This is a genomic window from Oceanobacter sp. ABM4_470 (assembly GCF_056158645.1).
This window is the reverse complement of sequence record NZ_JBSWTR010000001.1, coordinates 1,140,801-1,159,432: the sequence shown is the minus strand read 5'-3', so window position 1 is coordinate 1,159,432 and position 18,632 is coordinate 1,140,801. Positions and strand designations below refer to the sequence as shown.

16 protein-coding genes and 1 pseudogene are annotated in these 18,632 nt (G+C 54.4%); 11 read left to right on the top strand and 6 right to left on the bottom strand.

What is annotated here, in order from left to right:
* The first annotated feature begins 27 nt into the window (after nucleotides 1-27).
* The 7 genes and pseudogenes from ACXADJ_RS05045 to ACXADJ_RS05015 all read left to right on the top strand — a co-directional run.
* Complete coding sequence (locus ACXADJ_RS05045; RefSeq protein ID WP_475063769.1) at nucleotides 28-1,062, top strand: branched-chain amino acid ABC transporter permease; 1,035 nt, start codon at nucleotides 28-30, stop codon at nucleotides 1,060-1,062.
* Nucleotides 1,062-2,909, top strand: coding sequence for a branched-chain amino acid ABC transporter ATP-binding protein/permease (locus ACXADJ_RS05040; protein ID WP_475063767.1), 1,848 nt, complete (start codon nucleotides 1,062-1,064; stop codon nucleotides 2,907-2,909). Before ACXADJ_RS05045 ends, ACXADJ_RS05040 begins: the two co-directional genes overlap by 1 nt.
* A complete protein-coding gene (locus ACXADJ_RS05035) occupies nucleotides 2,906-3,676 on the top strand; it encodes an ABC transporter ATP-binding protein (RefSeq protein WP_475063765.1) in 771 nt (256 codons plus the stop codon). Before ACXADJ_RS05040 ends, ACXADJ_RS05035 begins: the two co-directional genes overlap by 4 nt.
* Nucleotides 3,677-3,838: 162 nt before the next feature.
* Nucleotides 3,839-4,837, top strand: a complete 999-nt coding sequence (locus ACXADJ_RS05030; RefSeq protein ID WP_475063762.1) for a ketopantoate reductase family protein — start codon at nucleotides 3,839-3,841, stop codon at nucleotides 4,835-4,837.
* A gap of 142 nt (nucleotides 4,838-4,979) precedes the next feature.
* Complete coding sequence (locus ACXADJ_RS05025) at nucleotides 4,980-5,756, top strand: class II aldolase/adducin family protein (protein WP_475063760.1); 777 nt, start codon at nucleotides 4,980-4,982, stop codon at nucleotides 5,754-5,756.
* A gap of 263 nt (nucleotides 5,757-6,019) precedes the next feature.
* Entirely contained in the window at nucleotides 6,020-6,502 is a 483-nt protein-coding gene (locus tag ACXADJ_RS05020) for a MarR family winged helix-turn-helix transcriptional regulator (protein WP_028294109.1), read from the top strand.
* A gap of 108 nt (nucleotides 6,503-6,610) precedes the next feature.
* Nucleotides 6,611-7,258, top strand: a pseudogene (locus ACXADJ_RS05015) (IS256 family transposase); the annotation flags it as partial.
* A gap of 94 nt (nucleotides 7,259-7,352) precedes the next feature.
* Here ACXADJ_RS05015 and ACXADJ_RS05010 read toward each other — a convergent pair.
* From ACXADJ_RS05010 to ykgO, 3 genes are all read right to left on the bottom strand, one after another.
* A complete protein-coding gene (locus tag ACXADJ_RS05010; RefSeq protein WP_475063758.1) occupies nucleotides 7,353-8,006 on the bottom strand; it encodes a GAD-like domain-containing protein in 654 nt (217 codons plus the stop codon).
* 3 nt (nucleotides 8,007-8,009) lie between these two features.
* Complete coding sequence (locus tag ACXADJ_RS05005) at nucleotides 8,010-9,737, bottom strand: polymorphic toxin type 15 domain-containing protein (RefSeq protein WP_475063754.1); 1,728 nt, start codon at nucleotides 9,735-9,737, stop codon at nucleotides 8,010-8,012.
* 660 nt (nucleotides 9,738-10,397) lie between these two features.
* A complete protein-coding gene (gene ykgO, locus ACXADJ_RS05000; protein ID WP_028294112.1) occupies nucleotides 10,398-10,544 on the bottom strand; it encodes a type B 50S ribosomal protein L36 in 147 nt (48 codons plus the stop codon).
* 62 nt (nucleotides 10,545-10,606) lie between these two features.
* Between ykgO and ACXADJ_RS04995 the strand changes: the two genes are divergently transcribed.
* The gene (locus ACXADJ_RS04995; RefSeq protein WP_475063749.1) at nucleotides 10,607-10,975 is read left to right on the top strand and encodes a transposase; all 369 of its coding nucleotides are present in this window, start codon (nucleotides 10,607-10,609) and stop codon (nucleotides 10,973-10,975) included.
* A complete protein-coding gene (locus ACXADJ_RS04990; protein ID WP_475063747.1) occupies nucleotides 10,927-11,820 on the top strand; it encodes an IS3 family transposase in 894 nt (297 codons plus the stop codon). Before ACXADJ_RS04995 ends, ACXADJ_RS04990 begins: the two co-directional genes overlap by 49 nt.
* A 58-nt stretch (nucleotides 11,821-11,878) precedes the next feature.
* Here the strand turns inward: ACXADJ_RS04990 and ACXADJ_RS04985 are convergent, their stop codons facing one another.
* The 3 genes from ACXADJ_RS04985 to sbcB all read right to left on the bottom strand — a co-directional run bounded on the left by ACXADJ_RS04985 (nucleotide 11,879) and on the right by sbcB (nucleotide 14,197).
* A complete protein-coding gene (locus ACXADJ_RS04985; protein WP_475063745.1) occupies nucleotides 11,879-12,133 on the bottom strand; it encodes a type B 50S ribosomal protein L31 in 255 nt (84 codons plus the stop codon).
* Nucleotides 12,134-12,404: 271 nt separating this feature from the next.
* Nucleotides 12,405-12,701, bottom strand: coding sequence for a hypothetical protein (locus tag ACXADJ_RS04980; RefSeq protein WP_475063743.1), 297 nt, complete (start codon nucleotides 12,699-12,701; stop codon nucleotides 12,405-12,407).
* Between the two features lie 53 nt (nucleotides 12,702-12,754).
* Nucleotides 12,755-14,197, bottom strand: a complete 1,443-nt coding sequence (gene sbcB / locus ACXADJ_RS04975; RefSeq protein WP_475063741.1) for an exodeoxyribonuclease I — start codon at nucleotides 14,195-14,197, stop codon at nucleotides 12,755-12,757.
* A gap of 207 nt (nucleotides 14,198-14,404) precedes the next feature.
* Between sbcB and ACXADJ_RS04970 the strand changes: the two genes are divergently transcribed.
* Both ACXADJ_RS04970 and ACXADJ_RS04965 read left to right on the top strand, forming a co-directional pair.
* On the top strand, nucleotides 14,405-17,131 hold the full coding sequence (locus ACXADJ_RS04970; protein ID WP_475063737.1) for a DUF349 domain-containing protein: 2,727 nt from the start codon (nucleotides 14,405-14,407) through the stop codon (nucleotides 17,129-17,131).
* Nucleotides 17,132-17,314: 183 nt separating this feature from the next.
* Nucleotides 17,315-18,559 carry a PQQ-dependent sugar dehydrogenase gene (locus ACXADJ_RS04965; RefSeq protein WP_475063735.1) on the top strand — a complete coding sequence of 415 codons (1,245 nt, stop codon included), beginning with the start codon at nucleotides 17,315-17,317 and terminating at the stop codon, nucleotides 18,557-18,559.
* Nucleotides 18,560-18,632 lie beyond the last annotated feature (73 nt).

Here is an 18,632-nt window from a genome sequence, read left to right as displayed (position 1 = left end):
TCCCGGTAACGCAAGGACTCAGACGCAATGAATTTTCAGATTGCCCTTATTCTGGGGCAGGACGGCATCACCAACGGGGCCATTTACGCCCTGCTGGCACTGTCGATTTTGCTGGTGTTTACCGTCACCCGCATCCTGCTGATCCCGCTGGGTGAATTCGTCACCTTTGGTGCCCTGACCATGGCCGCCATTCAAATGGGCAAAGCGCCCGCACTGGAATGGCTGCTACTGGCCCTGACCCTGATCGACTGTGGCATGGACCTGTACCAATTCCGCCACAAACTGGACGGCCGTAAGTTCCAGACCATTGGCCTCAAACTCGGCTATGTGATCGCCATGATCGCGCTGATCCAAACCCTGCCGCTGGCCGAACTGCCAATGGTCTTCCAGGCCTTGCTGACACTGGCATTGATGGTGCCACTGGGCCCATTAATGTATCGCCTGTTCTTCCAACCGCTGGCAGACGCCCCGGCACTGGTGCTGCTGATCGTATCGATCGCCGTCCACGTTGCCATGGTGGGTGTTGGCCTGCTGCTGTTCGGCCCGGAAGGCGCTCGCACCGAGCCATTCACAGACACGGTATTCCGCGTTGGCCCGATGATGCTGAAAAGCCAGACCCTGTGGGTGATCCTGGTATCCGTGATTCTGATCGTGACCCTGTTCCTGCTGTTTGAACGCACGCTATATGGCAAGGCACTACGCGCCACCGCCGTAAACCGCACCGGCGCACGCTTGCTGGGTATTTCGCCAGTGTTCGCAGGCAAGGCAACGTTTGCTCTGGCAGCCTTCATTGGCACCTTGTCCGGCATCCTGATTGCACCAATTACCACGCTGTACTTCGACTCTGGCTTCATCATCAGCCTCAAGGGCTTTGTTGGCGCCATCATCGGCGGCCTGATCTCCTACCCACTGGCAGCCGTTGGTGCTGTTGCGGTAGGCCTGATCGAAGCCTTTTCGATGTTCTGGGCTTCGACCTACAAGGAAATCATCGTCTTCACCCTGATCATCCCATTCCTGATCTGGCGTTCGATGACCAGCCACCACGTAGAGGATGACGAGTGATGAACACTGCAACTCTGAAATCAAGCGCAACCAAATCCAACAACCTGCTGAAGCCAACCAACCTGATGCTGGCTGGCCTGGTGGTGGTACTCATCGCCCCAATGGTAGCGCCTACCTATACCGTCACCCTGCTGAACTACATCGGCCTGTATGCACTGGTGGTTCTGGGCCTGGTGCTGCTGACTGGCGTTGGCGGCATGACCAGCTTCGGCCAGGCAGCCTTTGTTGGCCTCGGCGCATACAGCACGGCCTACCTGACCACCACCCAGCAGCTGCCGGAATGGCTGGCGTTTACCGCAGGCTCACCATGGGCCGGTTTGGCCATGGGCCTGCTGCTGACTGCCGCGGTGGCATTGTTCCTGGGGGCCGTGACACTGAAACTGTCTGGCCACTATCTGCCACTGGGCACCATTGCCTGGGGTATTTCGCTTTATTACCTGTTCGGCACCATGTCTTCGATGGGCGGCCATACCGGCGTGAGTGGCCTGCCATCGCTGTCGATCTTCGGCATCGAGCTGGATAAGGGCGAAAAGATCTACTACCTAATCTGGGCAGTACTGGCCGTTGCGATTCTGATCACCCGCAACCTGCTGAACAGCCGTGAAGGTCGTGCCATTCGGGCACTGAAAGGCGGCCAGCTGATGGCGGAATCCATGGGCGTAAATACCTTCCGCTCAAAAATGGTGATCTTCCTGATCTCCGCCATCTTTGCTGCAGTATCCGGCTGGCTCTACGCCCACACCCAGCGCTTTGTTAACCCGACCCCGTTCGGCCTGAGCATGGGTATCGACTACCTGTTTATGGCACTGATCGGCGGCGCTGGCAGCGTTTGGGGTGCCCTGCTCGGCGCTGGCGTACTGACCATGCTGAAGCAATGGCTGCAGGATTTGCTGCCAATGATTCTGGGCAGTGACGGCCAGTACGAAACCATTGTTTTCGGTCTGCTGATTGTTGTGATGATGCAGCGCTGGCCAGGCGGTTTGATGAGCCTGCTGGCGAAACTGGTGCCTGCCAAATACCGCGCCCATTCCGATCTGACGCTTAACGACGACGCCGCTGAACTGCCATGCCGAGAACTGCCCAAAGCGGGTGATCTGGTTCTGGAAGCCTGCGACGTTACCCGTAAGTTCGGCGGACTTGTGGCCAACAACCAGATGAACCTGCAACTGCACGCCGGTGAAATTCTGGCCCTGATCGGCCCCAACGGCGCTGGCAAATCCACCATGTTCAACCAGCTGTCTTCTGTCGACACCCCGACCGAAGGTGAAGTGAAGTTCATGGGCCAGAGCCTGAAAGGCAAAACCTCTCGTCAGGTTGCTCAAATGGGCATGAGCCGCACCTTCCAGCACGTCAAACTGCTGCCCACCATGACCGTACTCGAGAACGTCGCACTGGGTGCCCACATGCGTGGCTCCAAAGGCGTGATCCCAGCCGCCCTGCATCTTGAACGCGAAGAAGAACAGCGCCTGCTAAAAGAAGCCAAATACCAGCTTGAACGTGTTGGCCTGGGCGACTTCCTCTACGAAGAAGCCGGATCACTGGCACTGGGCCAACAGCGTATTCTGGAAATCGCCCGCGCCCTGTGCGCCGACCCTTGCGTGCTGCTGCTGGACGAACCAGCCGCTGGCCTGCGCTTTAAAGAGAAGAAAGCCCTCGCCGACCTGCTGACCAAATTGCGCGGCGAAGGCATGGCCATCCTGCTGGTTGAGCACGACATGGACTTCGTTATGGGGCTGGTTGATCGCATCGTGGTAATGGAATTCGGCACCAAAATCGCCGAAGGCCTGCCGGAAGAAATCCAGACCAACCCTGCTGTATTGGAAGCCTATCTGGGAGGTGCCGAATGAGCGTACAAGCCCCTAACACCAACAAGCCACTGCTTGCCGTCAAAGACCTGCGGGTTTCCTACGGCAAGGTAGAAGCCGTTTCTGGCATCGATCTGACGCTGGAAGAAGGCCAGCTGGTAACCGTGATCGGCCCCAACGGCGCCGGTAAAACCACCCTGCTGTCGGCCATCATGGGCTTGTTGCCTTCCAAAGGCGACGTCCACTTCGATGGCGAAGACTACGTCAGCCCGGAAATCGAAACCCTGGTGGGCCGCGGACTGGGGCTGGTACCCGAAAAGCGCGAGCTGTTCTCCTCCATGACGGTGGAAGACAACCTGCTGCTGGGTGCTTTCCAGCGCTACCGCAAAGGCGACGACACCTTCGAAAATACCCTCGCAGAGGTATACAGCCTGTTTCCGCGTCTGCACGAACGCCGCCATCAACAGGCAGGCACCCTGTCTGGCGGTGAACGCCAGATGCTGGCCATTGGCCGCGCCATGATGGGCAAGCCGCGCCTGCTGATGCTGGATGAACCGTCGCTGGGTCTGGCACCACTGATCACCCGTGAGATCTTCCGCATCTTTGCCGACCTGCGTCGTCAGGGTGTATCCATCCTGCTGGTGGAACAGAACGCGCGCGCCGCATTAAAAGTGGCGGATTACGCCTACGTTCTCGAAGGTGGCCAAATTGCCATGCAAGGCCCCGCTGCCGAACTGGCCAACGACCCACGGGTGATCGAAGCCTACCTGGGTCTGGCCAGTAAGCATCAGGAGCTGTTGTCCAGCTAAAGCTAACGGCTGTTTCATAAGGCTTCGGCTTTATGGCATAACCCGATCCGCCAACGAAGCTCCCGGACTTCAGGCGGATCATCCCGCTCTATCGCATGCACGACTGCAACACCGAACGACCTCCAGCACCAAGTGACTGGAACCAATGAAAGGAAAGACAAAATGCGTATTTGTATTGCCGGAGCCGGTGCCATTGGCTGCACCCTGGCGGCGCGACTGGCCACTTCAGGACAACCCGTCAGCATGCTGGCAAGAGGCCGCACGCTGGAACAACTGCTGACCCACGGGGTAACCCTGAGCGACCTCGACGGCAAACACACGGCAGCCGTAACCGCCAGCAACAGCGCCGCCGAACTGGGCCCGCAGGACTTGATTCTGGTGTGCACCAAAGCCCCGGCACTGGCCGATGTATTGGCACAAATCCAGCCGATGCTGCATGCCGACACGGTCGTCATACCCGTGGTGAACGGCGTGCCCTGGTGGTATTTCCAGGGACTGACCAAAGACCAGAGCCGCTTTGCAGGCGAAGCCGTTAAAACCATCGACCCCGACGGCAGCCTCAGCGAATTGGTGCCAGCACAGCATCTTATTGGCGCCGTGGTGTTTATCACCGCCACACGCACCGCGCCGGCGACCGCCAGCTCGGGCAATCCGCACCTGATGATCATGGGCGAAATCAACCACCAGATGACCGACCGATTGGAAACCATTCGCCAGCTGATCGAAAAAGCCGGCATAGAAGCCCGCTCCACCGACAACATTCGTGATCAGATCTGGACCAAGATCGTCGCCAATATCACCTCCAATCCACTTTCGGTGATCACCGGCGCCACACTCGAACAGCTGTACAGCGATGAGCACTTGTCCGGTCTGGTGCGTCGCATTCTGGACGAAACCCTGCTGGCCGCCGCCTCCCACGGTGCCCGCGTACGTTTCGACCCACAAACCATCATGGACATGGGCACCGGCATGGGCGCCGTAAAAACCTCCATGCTGCAAGACTACGAAGCAGGCGCACCGCTGGAACTCGCCAGCATTGGCCACGCCGTGGTCGAAATGGCCGAGCGCACCGGCATCGACATGCCGACCACTCGACACGTGCTGGCGCTGGCAGAGTTTTTATCCAATCAACAGGCCAACCAACAAACCAGCCAGACATAAATCAGCGGATACAAAAGCAATCAAAAGAGCCCTGTCAGGCAGTTAAAGAACAGGGCCGCCCGAACAACAAAACCGAACAACACAGCGCAGAAAAACCACCGAAATTTTGCTCAACCGAGCACTGGAGCACCAAGGAGTTACCATGAGCGAGACACAAGCCGTGCAAACCATCAGTCGCCCACAGCACATCAGCGAAGCGGAATGGGCATTACGCATCAAACTGGCCCACTGCTACCACCTGGTCGATTACTTTGGCTGGACTGAAACCATCTTCAACCACATTTCAGCGCGCCTGATGGATCAGGAAGACTGCTATCTGGTGAACCCGTTTGGCCTCAACTACACCGAAATCACCCCACTGAACCTGATCAAGGTCGACGTTGACGGCAACAAGCTGGACGACTCACCGTACGACGGCAACCCGGCAGGCTTCGCCCTTCACGGTGCCATCCATGCCGCCCGCAATGACATCCACTGCGTGATTCACACCCACACCAACGAAGTATCCGCCGTCGCCGCCAAGCCAAACGGCTTTGCCCTGAACAACTTCTACGGCGCACAACTGTTCAACCGCGTTGGCTATCACGCGTTCGAGGGCATCACCCTGTTTCAGGAAGAAAAAGGCCGCATGCTGGAAAGCCTGGGCAGCAAACATATTCTGGTACTGCGCAACCACGGTATTGCCGTTGGTGAAATGGACATTGAACGCACCTTCTTCCTGCTGTGGACCGTACAGCGCGCCGCTGAAATTCAGGTAACCGCTGGTGCTCTGGGCGGCGAAGACGTGATTCTGGACGACGCCATCGGCGACAAATGCGCCAGCCTCACGCAGATGCTGATCAAGGAAAGCGGCTTTGCCGACAAGTTCTTCAATGCCATGGTGCGCAAAATGGAAGCCGACCGCGGCCCAAGCTGGTAAACCCAAGTACCCGGCTCCTCCGTTGCCGGGTAGGGTTTTGGAAGCGGTGGCGACTTTGTTGCTCCTTCATCGCATAAATGCCACTTTGCTTCCCTTTTTATCGACTTTTTGTTCCTTGGAACTATTCAAACCCAGACAATTCACGCCCATAATGCCGCGCTTCCGTCGTTTAACTTGACGACCGGTTAATTTCCCAGGAAATTGACGTTTCACGTATTACTTATTTGTAGCGTATTTGCCACCACCAGCAGTAGAGAAAAATAATGACCAACACCACCCGAAAGCCGCGCAGTCAGCGCTTTAATCCCGCCAGTGACGACTTCCACAAGGAAGACTTCCCGTTCTACTGGTTGGCAAGGGTTCATGGTCGCTACACACTGGCGATGGAAAAGGAACTGAAGAAAATTAATCTCGATATTCCACGCTGGCGCATCCTGTTTACCCTCAAGGAAGAAGGCACCTCCAGCATTTCAGAAATTGCCATTCATGCGGTGGCCAAACTGCCAACCATCACCAAGATTGTTTACCGCATGAAAGACGACGGCCTGGTCGACACCCGCCAGAAACTGGAAGACGGCCGAGTCACCGAAGTGATCCTGACCGATAAAGGCCGCGAGGCCATTGAGAAAATCAAAGTCGCCACAGAAGGCCTGTTCCGACAAAGCTTCAAAGGCATGACCGAACCGCAAATCCAGCGCCTGAACAAACTACTCGAACAGCTGTTTCACAACCTGCCAGAGCATTGATTGGGCTTAGGTTGATGTGTTTTGGAGAGTTTTAGAAAAAGCAGGCGTTGGCCTGCTTTTTTTGTGTGGGGTTACATTCTTGAGGAGTCCGAAATACTCAACCAGAACAATATCAAAGGAAAGAAAGAGCTGCTGGGCCTGTACCTCTCTGAAAGCGAAGGCGCTCGCTACTGGCTCAACGTGCTCACCGATCTGAACAATCGCGGCGCCAAAGACATCCTGATCGCTTCAGTGGATGGACTGACCGGCTTCCCGGAGGCTATTGCCACCATCTTCCCGAAAACCGAAGTTCAGCTGTGTATAATCCACCAGATCCGCAACTCGATGAAGTACGTTGCCAGCAAGAATCAGAAGGCATTTATGGTCGATTTGAAGTGCGTCTATCGAGCCGCCACCCAGAACGCTGCGGAGCAAGCACTGGACGATCTGGAAGCGAAGTGGGGCCAGCAATATCCGCTGGTGATCAAATCCTGGCGCAGCAAATGGGAGCACCTGTCAGCCTACTTCAAATACCCGGAGGACGTCAGAAAGGCGATCTATACAACCAATGCTGTCGAGGCGGTCCACCGCCAGTTCCGCAAACTGACCAAGACCAAAGGTGGCTTTGCCAACGAGAATGCCTTGTTGAAGCTGCTCTACGCCGGTATGTTGAAGGCCTCCGAGAAATGGACTCATCCAGTGCAGAACTGGAACCTCACGCTGTCGCAGCTGAGTATCCATTTTGAAGGCCGGATCGACGAGTACGTGGATCTGTGAAAATTGACTGACACAGAACTATGAACACCCTCGGATCGACGAGTACGTGGATCTGTGAAAATTGACTGACACAGAACTATGAACACCCTCCTTATCAAACAAGTGGCTTGCTTGCATCTCGAAGGATTCGTTTTTCACCAAGCTCTGCAAGAAAAAGTAAATGCTCGATAGTTTTAACTTTTTTCAGGTTTTTCAAGTTGTTAGATCCACCCAAGGCCAAAGCAGGTACAAAAGCATACATTTCATCTGATTGAATAGGCCCCAGCTTAGCTACCGCACGATCAAAGAGTTGCTTGTCATCCTCATCCTCTTGATCGCAAGCCTCAATACTTTTCACTGCAAAGAAAGAAGATGTCATTGCATCTGCACCTCTGGATTTCATTTTCTCTGTCTGATCACTTGGGGCAAACATTCCCCACAACGGATCTATCTTTAACGAATATCCAGTTTCGATACCAAAAAGCATCAGTGTTCCAAATGCCGTTCTTGCAACAACAAAGTAGTCATCTTTTTCCGCAAAGTCAGTGCCTTCCAGCCAGGCTTTAAGAACTTCTGTATAGTCACTTGGATTTACTGTCCAGAAAATTCCATTTGCCCAGCTCGAAAAACCGAACTCCTTCCAGTATGAAATTAATTGATCAGGCAGAATACCCGAATAGAACTGGCACGTAGCTTCAGAAGGGATTTCCACATTTTTATTTGGACCAAACCCTTTATAGTTGTAAAAATTGTCAAACGCTTTATCCATTAGCTAGCACCTGTGTAAATCAACATTCATCTTTGTATCTCGCCCTGTCTTTTTCATAGCGGACTCTGCAGCTTTATCTAACAGCTCTACGCGCGAAGCCCCTTTAGGATTATTCCATTGCGCCCCAATAGAACTATTCACAGACATATCCCCCATTTCAGTAACAACATCCTTCCCCCCAGCAATCATATCAGGGTTATGCAAAGCAGCGAGAGTAGACATCTCTTCAGCCACTCTTTCCGAAGCAATCTTAATAGCCTCATCACCAAATACACCTTCTTCTTCTAATTCTTGCTCTATAACAGCTTGCCGTTCATTCCTATAAGCCTTTCTGGCTTTCCTCTGCGCAGAGCCCCCTTTCCGCCCCATCTCTTGATACTTTTTCCGTCCATCCAAGTATTCCTCAACCGTCATTTCATTGATACCGTCTTGCTGGCCCCTCAACTGCCGGTCGTATTCTGAATATTTAGTAGATGGAATTTTATCACCAGCCTTGAAGCACTGAACATGATGCTTAGGCATGACTGGCGGCAGATCAGGATTCTCATCCTTATCTCGGCTTTCTTTCCGCTTGTTCTCATTTGGAATCACTTTTGGCTTTGGCGCTTCCACCTCTTTCATCTCGGCCTTACGCATCAACCTCGCCATGTCGCACATAAGGTCGATCATTTCGAGCGTGAAAGGGCCGATTCGGGAAAGTTTCGCAGCTTTTACCGCACCAGCAGAGAATGCCTTGCCTGCTTTGGCCGATACCTTTGCTAACGTACCACCACCACCACTGGCCAATGCCAGAAGCACCTCAACACCCACCTCTAGCACCAATCGGGTTGGAACCGTTCGACTGTCACGGAACGGAAGGCTTTCGTAACGAGCATCAAGGTAGTCGGTCAGAAGCTGACGGGTCATCGGGTCGTTCATCATCAGATTGAAGAGATCCAGCCCCTGCTGAATTTTAGCAGCCACTGTTTCGGCACTCTTCATCCAGCCATCGACCTTGATGCCAATAGCTTCCAGGTCTTTTCGAGCGGCTTCCTGATTGCCCTTGAGATAATTGGCAAACGCACGTTGAGCGAGCATCTTGACCTGTGCACGAGCCACAACCACTTCGGCCGTCACTTCTATCGCAAAGATCAATAAATCAAGGATTCCGACGATCGTATCGTAAGCAAAGTCGACAACCTCTGCCCCACTATCAACGGCTTCGACCAGTTCACGATGAATTGCGTTCTTGTCCCAATGCAGCTTGTCGGCTTTGTCTTTGCCGATCCAGAACTCCTCCAGATCTTTTGCAAACTTATCGGCGAGTTGCGCTCTAAGCGCATTGACGGGTGAGCTTTCAGTCGCTTCGTATCCTGTAGCATCGCTGAAAATAGTATCGTTCCGGTTAGACATACGACGCGCCGTCTGCTCATCCAACTTGAATGCGCGCAGCTCTCCGGACATGATCAATTCACGCAGGTCATTCTGTGTGGAACCAAAGAGCCAATGGGTTTCTATTTCTCTGCCAGAGAGCCGATAGAGATCAAGAACCTGACCATCGTCAAGTTCTTCAAGCAACCAGTCCAGTTCTGTTGAAAAGCTGAAAATCGATGGGTCACCAGCAAAGCCCTGGCGCTTGAACAATAGAAACGTTGAAGGCTGAAAACCCTGTGCCGCAAAGATCCAGAACTCTTCGCCCAACTGAAACCCCAGCAAGGAAGGATGAGCGACAGGCACCACAGTGGCAGACATTACGCCACCTCCTGAAAATATTCAGAAGCCGGTACGACTGCGTTTTTCATAGATCTGGTTCTCATTTTGACATCCATATCGGCCACTGTTTTTCCTTTTTATGACGCAAAACACAAAAATATTATTTTTGTGAAACGCGCATAATCTCACCTTAAAATTTCGTATGGGGATTTTTGTTTCAGGCCTTCTTCAAGTCAAACCGCAAATAGTGACTCCATTCTCGATTTCATAAATCCAGACAATAAAACCAAAATTAAATCGGTATTATTACGTCGTTAAAAATCCAGAATTATTTGATTTGGTTCACATATTCACCTGATCAGTGGTTTGGTTAAGAAAACCGACAACCACCCTGAAGGCCCCATGGATAAAGGGCCAATCAATAGAAAGGAGCCGACATGGCAAGTTTGCAAACCCAGGATAAACGCCTTTTCTGTATCGAAACCCCCTGGGGTCAGGGGTTTTGGTTGCCGATAACCGTGGTGAAGAGTTTATCTCTTCTTGAGGTGTGCGGGATATTCAACCAGAACACGTAACCTGTCAGCGCATCAAGCACAGCGTTTCTCTTACCCCAATAACAAAAACGGGCCCCTAAAAAGGAGCCCGTTTTGATGGTGGCAACATGCGTCTACCAGATGTTCGGCAACTCGGTTAAACCGGTTATTTACCTTTCTTCTTCAATCCGCCCTGTCGGGCCTTGAAGCGCGGGTTGCTCTTGCAGATTACATACAAGCGGCCCTTGCGCTTGACCACCTGGCAGTCCGGGTGGCGATTTTTCGCGGTTTTGATGGAGCTAACAACTTTCATAACGAATCCCTTGATCTTCCCCCGTTTTACCGGACACCTTTTTAACGACGAAAAGGTGTTCTATGCCAGCTTACAAAAACCAGAAAAAGACAAAGCAATATTCGCTTGAATTTAAACGCTCGGCGGTTGAGATGAGTCTTGAAGAGGATGTTCAAGTGCAGCAAGTTGCAGAGCGTTTGGACATACACCCGTTCATGCTGTCACGATGGCGAAAAGAATATCGGGAAGGTCAGCTGAAGCCCTCTCGGCAACCATCAAGAGTAGTGAAGACGAACGTGAGCAAAGCGAAGAAAGCGGCATCGACCCCCCAGGAATCCAGTGAGCTTCGCAAGCTCAAACGAGAGAATGAGCGCCTGAAAAAGGAGCTCGATCTGGTAAAAAAGTGGCAACGATTTCTCGCGGAACAAGAGAAGAGCGATACCGATTCATAAACGATCACGGGGAACGTTTTGGCATTGCCTGGCTTTGTCGTTGGCTAAACGTGTCTCGCAGTGCCTACTACCAGTGGCTGACGCCCTCGGAATCTGTACGACAGCTGTCAGACCGACAACTGGTGAAGCGCATCGCTCATGTGTTTGAAGGCAGTGATGGCATCTATGGTTCGCCCAGAGTTCATAGGGAGCTAAGGCGTGAGGGAATCCGGGTTGGCGAGAAACGAGTGGCGAGATTAATGCAGCAGTATGGAATGAGAGGACGCTGTTCACGAGTTTACAAACCAGCTCCAAAAGGCACGAGAGAGTACTACAGCAAGCATCCGAATCGCTTGATTGATGCAGGTAAACCAACCGCATTGAACCAGCAATGGGTGGGAGATGTGACGTACTTGAAGGTTGGCAAAAAGTGGCTCTACCTGTCGACGGTCATGGATCGATTTTCTCGTCGTATCCTGAGTTGGAAGCTGAGCCATGAAAGAACCGCCAGGGTCACATGTCAGGTATTGAAACGAGCGTTAAAAGCCAGCGGGAGTGATGGTTCCGGTATCATCTTTCATACAGACCGTGGCAGTGAGTATGGCGCTGAGGCAGTGCAAAAACTGCTTGGGGGCAAAGGGATGATTGCGAGCATGAACCGACCGGGAAAGTGTACTGACAACGGAGCTATGGAGTCGTTCTTTCACAGCCTGAAAGCGGAAAAGTTAACCGGCAATATTTGGAAAACATACTCAGGGTTAAAATCGGCGCTCAAACAGTATATTGATCGTTTCTACAACAGAACTCGCCTGCACTCTGGCTTGGGATACATGAGTCCGTTAGAGTACGAGGCGATAAATGGATAACTGCAATGTGTCCGGAAAAGCGGGTGAGGATCACCCTGTGAACGCTCACGGCGTGCAATTACTTTTTGCCCAACGAACCAAAACGCTTGTTAAAGCGCGCGATACGGCCTTCGGCCGTTACCTGACGTTCCTTGCCGGTGTAAACAGGGTGCGACGCACTGGATACGTCCAGATTCACCAGTGGGTAGGTGTTGCCGTCTTCCCAAACAGTGGTCTGGTCGCTTTTGCAGGTGGAGCGAATGCGAAACTCGCGGCCGCAGCTGGTATCGCGGAACACGACGTAGCCGTAGTCTGGGTGAATGCCTTTTTTCATAGCGGGATAGCCTTTATCAATTGTTACAGAATAACATTACACCAATGATAATGATTATCACAACCATTTTGCAACAATATAACTCTTACGTTCTCTTTGACCCTCTCCCCTTTTTCTCCCGATCCATCTCAGTCCAAACACTGGCGAGTCCTGGTCCAACTCCAGTTCTTAGCCGTAGCCCAACCGTGCCCCAACCAAAAAACGCGCACAAATAAAAACGGGCCCCTGAAAAGGAGCCCGTTGTTTGTGCGTTGTGTTCTGGCCTGAACCTTCAAGGATTCATATGCGCCGTCGAGCTGGCGTCCGCCATCACCACCCACATGGCAACACCGGCGACCAAAAAGAACAGCGGCACCACAATGCCCAATGGCACGCCGATGTTTTTCACCAGTCGGTAGGCGCGGTCGTAACCTTCCTGTTCGACCAGGTTCTTGCCCCGTTTGTCATTCGTCAGCCAGCCATCCACATCGCGGGAGATACGAATACTGCGCTTAAGAATCAGCGCACATCCCAGCGTCCAGACCATAAAGAACAAGGTGACCGGCCAAGGCAGCATATCTACAGACATAAGACTTCCAGAAATTTCCCAGGGTTAGAGGTATAGGTGAGGAATGAGCGCGCTCAGCCTTCATCAAACGGGTAAATGGATTCAGCGTACAGTTGCAGGTCGTGAATCCATTGCAATTTGTTGCCGTCGTTTGCCACCTGCTCGGCAGCACGTTGCAGTTCGCGGGCAAATTGCTCGAAGTTCAGCGCCGGGCAGTTCGGATCGGTATGGAACAAACGGTCACGGCGGAACTGTTCCCAGCGGCCTCGCTCGTCGGCTTCCAGGGTGTCCGGGAAGTTACGGGCGCGATAGCGAAACAACATTTCATCACCGCGCTTGTCCTGAAAACTGCCCGACCAACCCACCAGATCCCATGGCGACATGCCGTGCAAATCGTTCATGGCGTTTTTGTCCGCTGGCGAGAAAAAGCCGTCGTACAGCATGGCATCCACATCGGTAGCAGGCGCAAATTCGCGGCTAGTGAATACCTGATGCAGCTTGGTGTCGATGTCAGGGCCGTTTTTGATCATGCCCAGATGCTTGCGCAGGGTATCGCCACTCAGGTTCCAACGCTCGGCCTGATCCGGTGTCAGGGTTTTTGCCGGTGCAACGACAGGCGACTTGTTGATGTGCAGCTCTTTTAATGGCAACCGCTCAACGCCTTCTGGCAGCTCGTCGGTGCGGGTAAACACACGCTGTTGGATTTCCTCGGCCGTCAGTTCAAACAGTGGCGTTGGATCGGCATGCAGGTCATAAACAATCACGCTGTTCTTGTTTTTCGGGTGCCAGCACAGCGGCACCACAATCGCCATGCAGCCTTGCTCGACCGGGAACATGCCGGAAATATGCACCAGCGGCTTATGCTGCTGCACGTCGATCATGTCAGCCACCGACTGCTTACGGCGCATATCGAAAAGATAACAGTATAATTTTGGTTGTTTGTCACGAATCAAACGCGCCAGTGCAATGGTCGCCCGCACGTCAGAGACGGCATCGTGGGCCTTGCCATGATCCAGCCCGTTGGCTGCGGTCAGGTGTTCCAGCTTGAAGCTGATGCGGCCATCGTCGTGCTTTGGCCACTCGATACCGTCCGGGCGCAGGGCATAGGCGCAGCGCACAATGTCCAGCAAATCCCAGCGCGAATTACCACCCTGCCATTCGCGGGCATAAGGATCGAAGAAGTTACGATAAAGGGTGTAGCGAGTGAATTCGTCGTCAAAACGAATGCTGTTGTAACCGGCGGCACAGGTGCCCGGCACTGAAAACACCTTGTTAATCTGGCGAATAAAGTCGACTTCGGCGATGCCCCGTTGCTGACAGTCTTGCGGTGTAATACCGGTGGTCAGTACCGCCTGAGGGTGTGGCAGGTAGTCATCGCTTTGCTTGCAGAAAATCTCGACTGGCGCTTCGATTTCGTTGAGGTCTTCATCGGTACGAATGCCCGCAAACTGGGCCGGTCTGTCCCAGGCCGGGCTGGTTCCAAAGGTTTCATAGTCATACCAGACGATGCTGCTCACACAAGACTCCTGCGCGTTACGGATCACTTCAATGGCGGCGATAGTACCAGTTTCAGCGCCCCGGCGCGGCCCCCGCACCATAGAATGTGCCGTAAAATCAGGAATTTGTCGGGCTAGCGAGAATCATTCTACATACTTCCCTAAACGCCCACGGCCTGTACAATGGCTGCGATTTTTTTGTTGCGACAAGTTGGATGGATCAGCTCGATGTCTTTATTCGCGAAGTTTCTGAAGCCAGGCAAGCCAAAATGGCAGCATGACGACCCGGCAGTCCGCAAGCAGGCCCTTGCCGAACTGCCTCTCGAGCAAATCCCCGAGTTTCTGAATGTAGAACCCACTGCCGAACTGCGTGCCGTTGCGGTCGTTCGATTGACGGACGAAGCCGTACTCGAAAAATTGCTGTCCCACAGCAAGGAAGACGTACGAGAAGCCGCCCGCAGCCATTGGCTGGCCAGCTTGCTGCCCGCTGACAACGACGTCAGCAGCATCAGCGACAGCAGCCGATTGGTGCGCATTGCCGGTTTGACCAAAGACGATCAGGTTCGTCTGACGGCCATTTCGGCAATCACAGATCAGCAAGAACGCCTGACCATTGCCCGCAGCCATCCGGTTGCTCGGGTTCGACTGGTTGCCGCTGAAGGCATCACCGAATTCACTTTGCTGGAACAGCTGATGGGCCATGCCCAGGGTAAAGACAAAACTGTCTATCGCCTGTGCAAGGAACGTCTGGCCGAAGCCAAGGCTGCCGACGAAGCCAAAGCCGAGCAACAAGCGCGCATCCAGACCATTCTGGAGCAAGCCGCTTACCTGAATCGCGTTGGCTACGGCCCTGAATTCAACGGTCGCTTGCAGGTGCTGGGTAAACAACGCGAAGAATTTGCCGACGTGATGTCAGAGCAGCAGCGTGCCGAGCTGGACCAGCAAATTGAACAAGCCAAAGCCACCCTGCAAGGCCACGAAGCGGAAGAACAACGTCTGGCCGCTGCCCGTCAGCAAGCCGCAGAAGCCGAGCAACACCAAGCCACACTGCTGAACCAGTTGACCGAGCTGGTTGCCGCCGCGCCTGCCATGGACCCAGCAGCCCTTGGCGAACAGCTGAGCAGCATTGACCAGCCATGGCGCGCCAGTCTCAACGACCACAAGCCATCCGCCGATGCCTTGCGTCAGTTTGAAAACACCTTGCAACAGGGTCTGGCACTGCAAAACACCCTCAGCCACTACGCCGGGAATCAGGAAGCCTTACAGCACTGGCTGGAGAAAGACCTGCCAGCCGATATGCGCGGCCTGCAACAAGTTATCCGTGGTGGCAAGGACTGGCTGGCGGCGTTCAAATGGCCTGCCGATGTCGAACAACCGTCCTGGTTGGCGGCCATTAATGGCAAATACCAGCTGGCGTCTGCCCAACTGCAAAACCTGGAAAGCCATCAGGCGTCCCGCATCGATACCATTGAAAAGCAGTTGGCCAAGGTCGAAAGCTACCTCGACGATGGACACCTGAAAGAAGCCAGCAAAGCCTTTGGCCAAGCCACTGGCAGCATTCGCCAGATAGACAACAAATCGGCGCAACGCTTCCAGCACCGCATCAAGTCGTTGAACGCCCGTATCAACGAAATGCGCGACTGGCAGGGCTTTGCCACGACGCCGAAGAAAGAATCCCTCTGCGATGCCATGGAAGCGTTGATTGGCGCGGACATCGACCCGGAAACCCTTTCCAACGAGATTCAGGCTTTGCAGGATGAGTGGAAGACACTCAACTCCTCAACGCCAGACAAGGAACTGTGGGAACGCTTCCAGGCCGCTGGCGATAAAGCCTTTGAGCCATGCCGTGAGTGGTTTGCCAACGCCGCCCAGCGCCGCGAGCAAAACATTGCCCTGCGTAATCAGCTGATTGACGAGCTGAGCCAATACGAAGCGGGCATGGACTGGCAAAACGCCGACTGGAAAGTGGTTCAGAAAACCCTCGAAGCCGCCCGCGAAACCTTCCGTGGCTATTCCCCGGTTGAACGGTCTGCCCATAAAGACACCCAGGCGCGTTTCCGTGACGTGTGTGACCGTATTTACGATCACCTGAAAGCCGAATACGACAACAACCTTGCCATCAAGTCCGAACTGGTTGAACAAGCCGCCGAGCTGGCCAACCTGGAAGACCTGACCGGCGTGGTCGACAAGGTGAAATCCCTGCAACAGCAGTGGAAGCAAGTGGGCACCACCCCACGCGGCCCGGATCAGAAGCTGTGGCGCGAATTCCGCAGCCAGTGCGACGCCATCTTCAACCGTCTGGACGAGCAACGCGCTGAGCGTCGCACCGAAATCGACGGTCAGGTTGCCGAAGCCGAAGCACTGGTTCAGCAAGCTCAGGCACTGCTGGAAGACGTTGCTGAAAATAACGCCAACAGCGCCGACGCCCGCACCAGCCTGCAACAGATTGAAAGCGATTTTGCTGCCATCGAACTGCCACGTGGCGCCCACCAGCGTTTGCGCAAGGCCCTGAACGATGTTGGCCAGGCCTTGCAACAGCGCGAATCCGACAAAGCTGCCGCCGCCGACCGCCAACGCTGGCAGGGGCTGCTGGATCGCCTGACCGCTATTCAGACTGACGACGAAGCCTTGTGGCAAGCCGCTGACAAACTGCCGGGCGACTACGCCGCTGCTGATTTCGAGCAACGTTGGGACAACCGCAACACCATGGCCGCGGAATCCGAGCAAGCTCGTGATCTGTGTATTCGCATGGAAATTCTGGCCGAACAGGAATGTCCGGCTGCCGATCAGGGCCGTCGTATGGAGCTTCAGGTTCAGCGTTTGGCCAACGGCATGGGTCAAGGCGTTGGTCGCACCCGCGAACGCGCCGAACTGGTTGCCAACTTCCTCACCGTGAGCGCCAGCACCGAGCAACAAGGTCGCTTTGTTGCGGCACTGGCTGCTTCTTTGATCTGATCCAGATCTCCTGCTTCAAATCACCTGCCCCGGCAAGACACTGAGCTTGTCGGGGTGGGGTTTGCCCAAGCACACTAGCCAATACAACCCTCCCCGCTCGCTTCCGACTCACGCCCCAAAATACGAACGTTTATCGTCAAGCAATGTCAGATCAACATCTCTACCTTGCTCACAGGACGTCCCATGCACTGCTTCCGAATCACCCGACCGGCGCTAACGCTGGCTGCGGCTCTGACATCCGCACTCGCATCCACATTGATAAGCCCACTGGTATTCGCTGACCCCAATCTGGTTAATGAACGACAGCGCCCGGTCTCGGCGGCAGGCCAACAGGTTGAACCTCAGCTGCTGGTCGACAACCTCGACCACCCTTGGGCCATAGCTTTCACCAGCGATGGCAAAGCGCTGATTACCGAACGGTCCGGCAGTTTGCGAGTGCTGGAATACGTCAACCCCGCCGGGGCGTCACTGACGCCTGTGCGCATCAGTGCGCCGGTGCGAGGGTTGCCAGAAATCTGGAGCAGCGGCCAGGGCGGCCTGCTGGACGTTGCCGAGCATCAGGGCTGGGTGTATTTCAGCTATTCCGAACCGTCACCGCGAGGCAGTAACTCCACCGCAGTGATGCGCGCGCGGCTGGTTAAACAAGGGGCGGACTACCAGCTTCAGGATCAGCAACGCATCTTCAGCCAGCAGCCCAAGTACCCGTCACGCTCGCACTTTGGCTCCCGACTGGTGTTCGACCAGCAAGGTCATCTGTTTATCACCCTGGGTGAACGCTATTCCCAGCGAGACGACGCCCAAACGCTGGACAACCATCACGGCAAGGTCGTTCGTATTAATCTCGACGGCAGCATCCCGGCCGACAACCCCTTCGTGAACACCAAAGGCGCCCTGCCAGAAATCTGGAGTCTGGGCCATCGCAACCCGCAAGGCGCGTTACTGGACCCTGAAACCGGCGACTTGCTGGTGCATGAACACGGCCCTCGGGGCGGCGACGAGTTAAACCGGGTTGAGCCGGGCCACAACTACGGCTGGCCAGTCATTACCTATGGCAAGGAGTACATTGGCGGCAGCATCGGCGAAGGCACTGAAAAAGCGGGCATGGAGCAGCCGCTGCATTATTGGGTGCCTTCCATTGCGCCTTCCGGCATGGCCTGGGTCGATAGCCAGCAATACCCTCAATGGACCGACACACTGGCGATTGGCTCGCTGAAATTCCAGCAACTGGCGCTGCTCAAGGGTGTCTCTTCGGACATATCTTCAGGCGTGGCCACAGGAAAAGGGGATATTCGTGAGGAACGCCTCGACCTGCCGCAATTGCAAGAACGCATTCGGGACGTCACCACCGGACCGGATGGTTTGCTCTATCTGGTGACTGACGAAGACGAAGGCAAGTTGGTTCGGTTGAATCCGGTTGCAGCAGACTAAGCTACAGAAAAGAAAAACGAAAACAAAAACAAAAACAAAAAACGGGTAGCTCCTTTAGGGCTGCCCGTCTTTG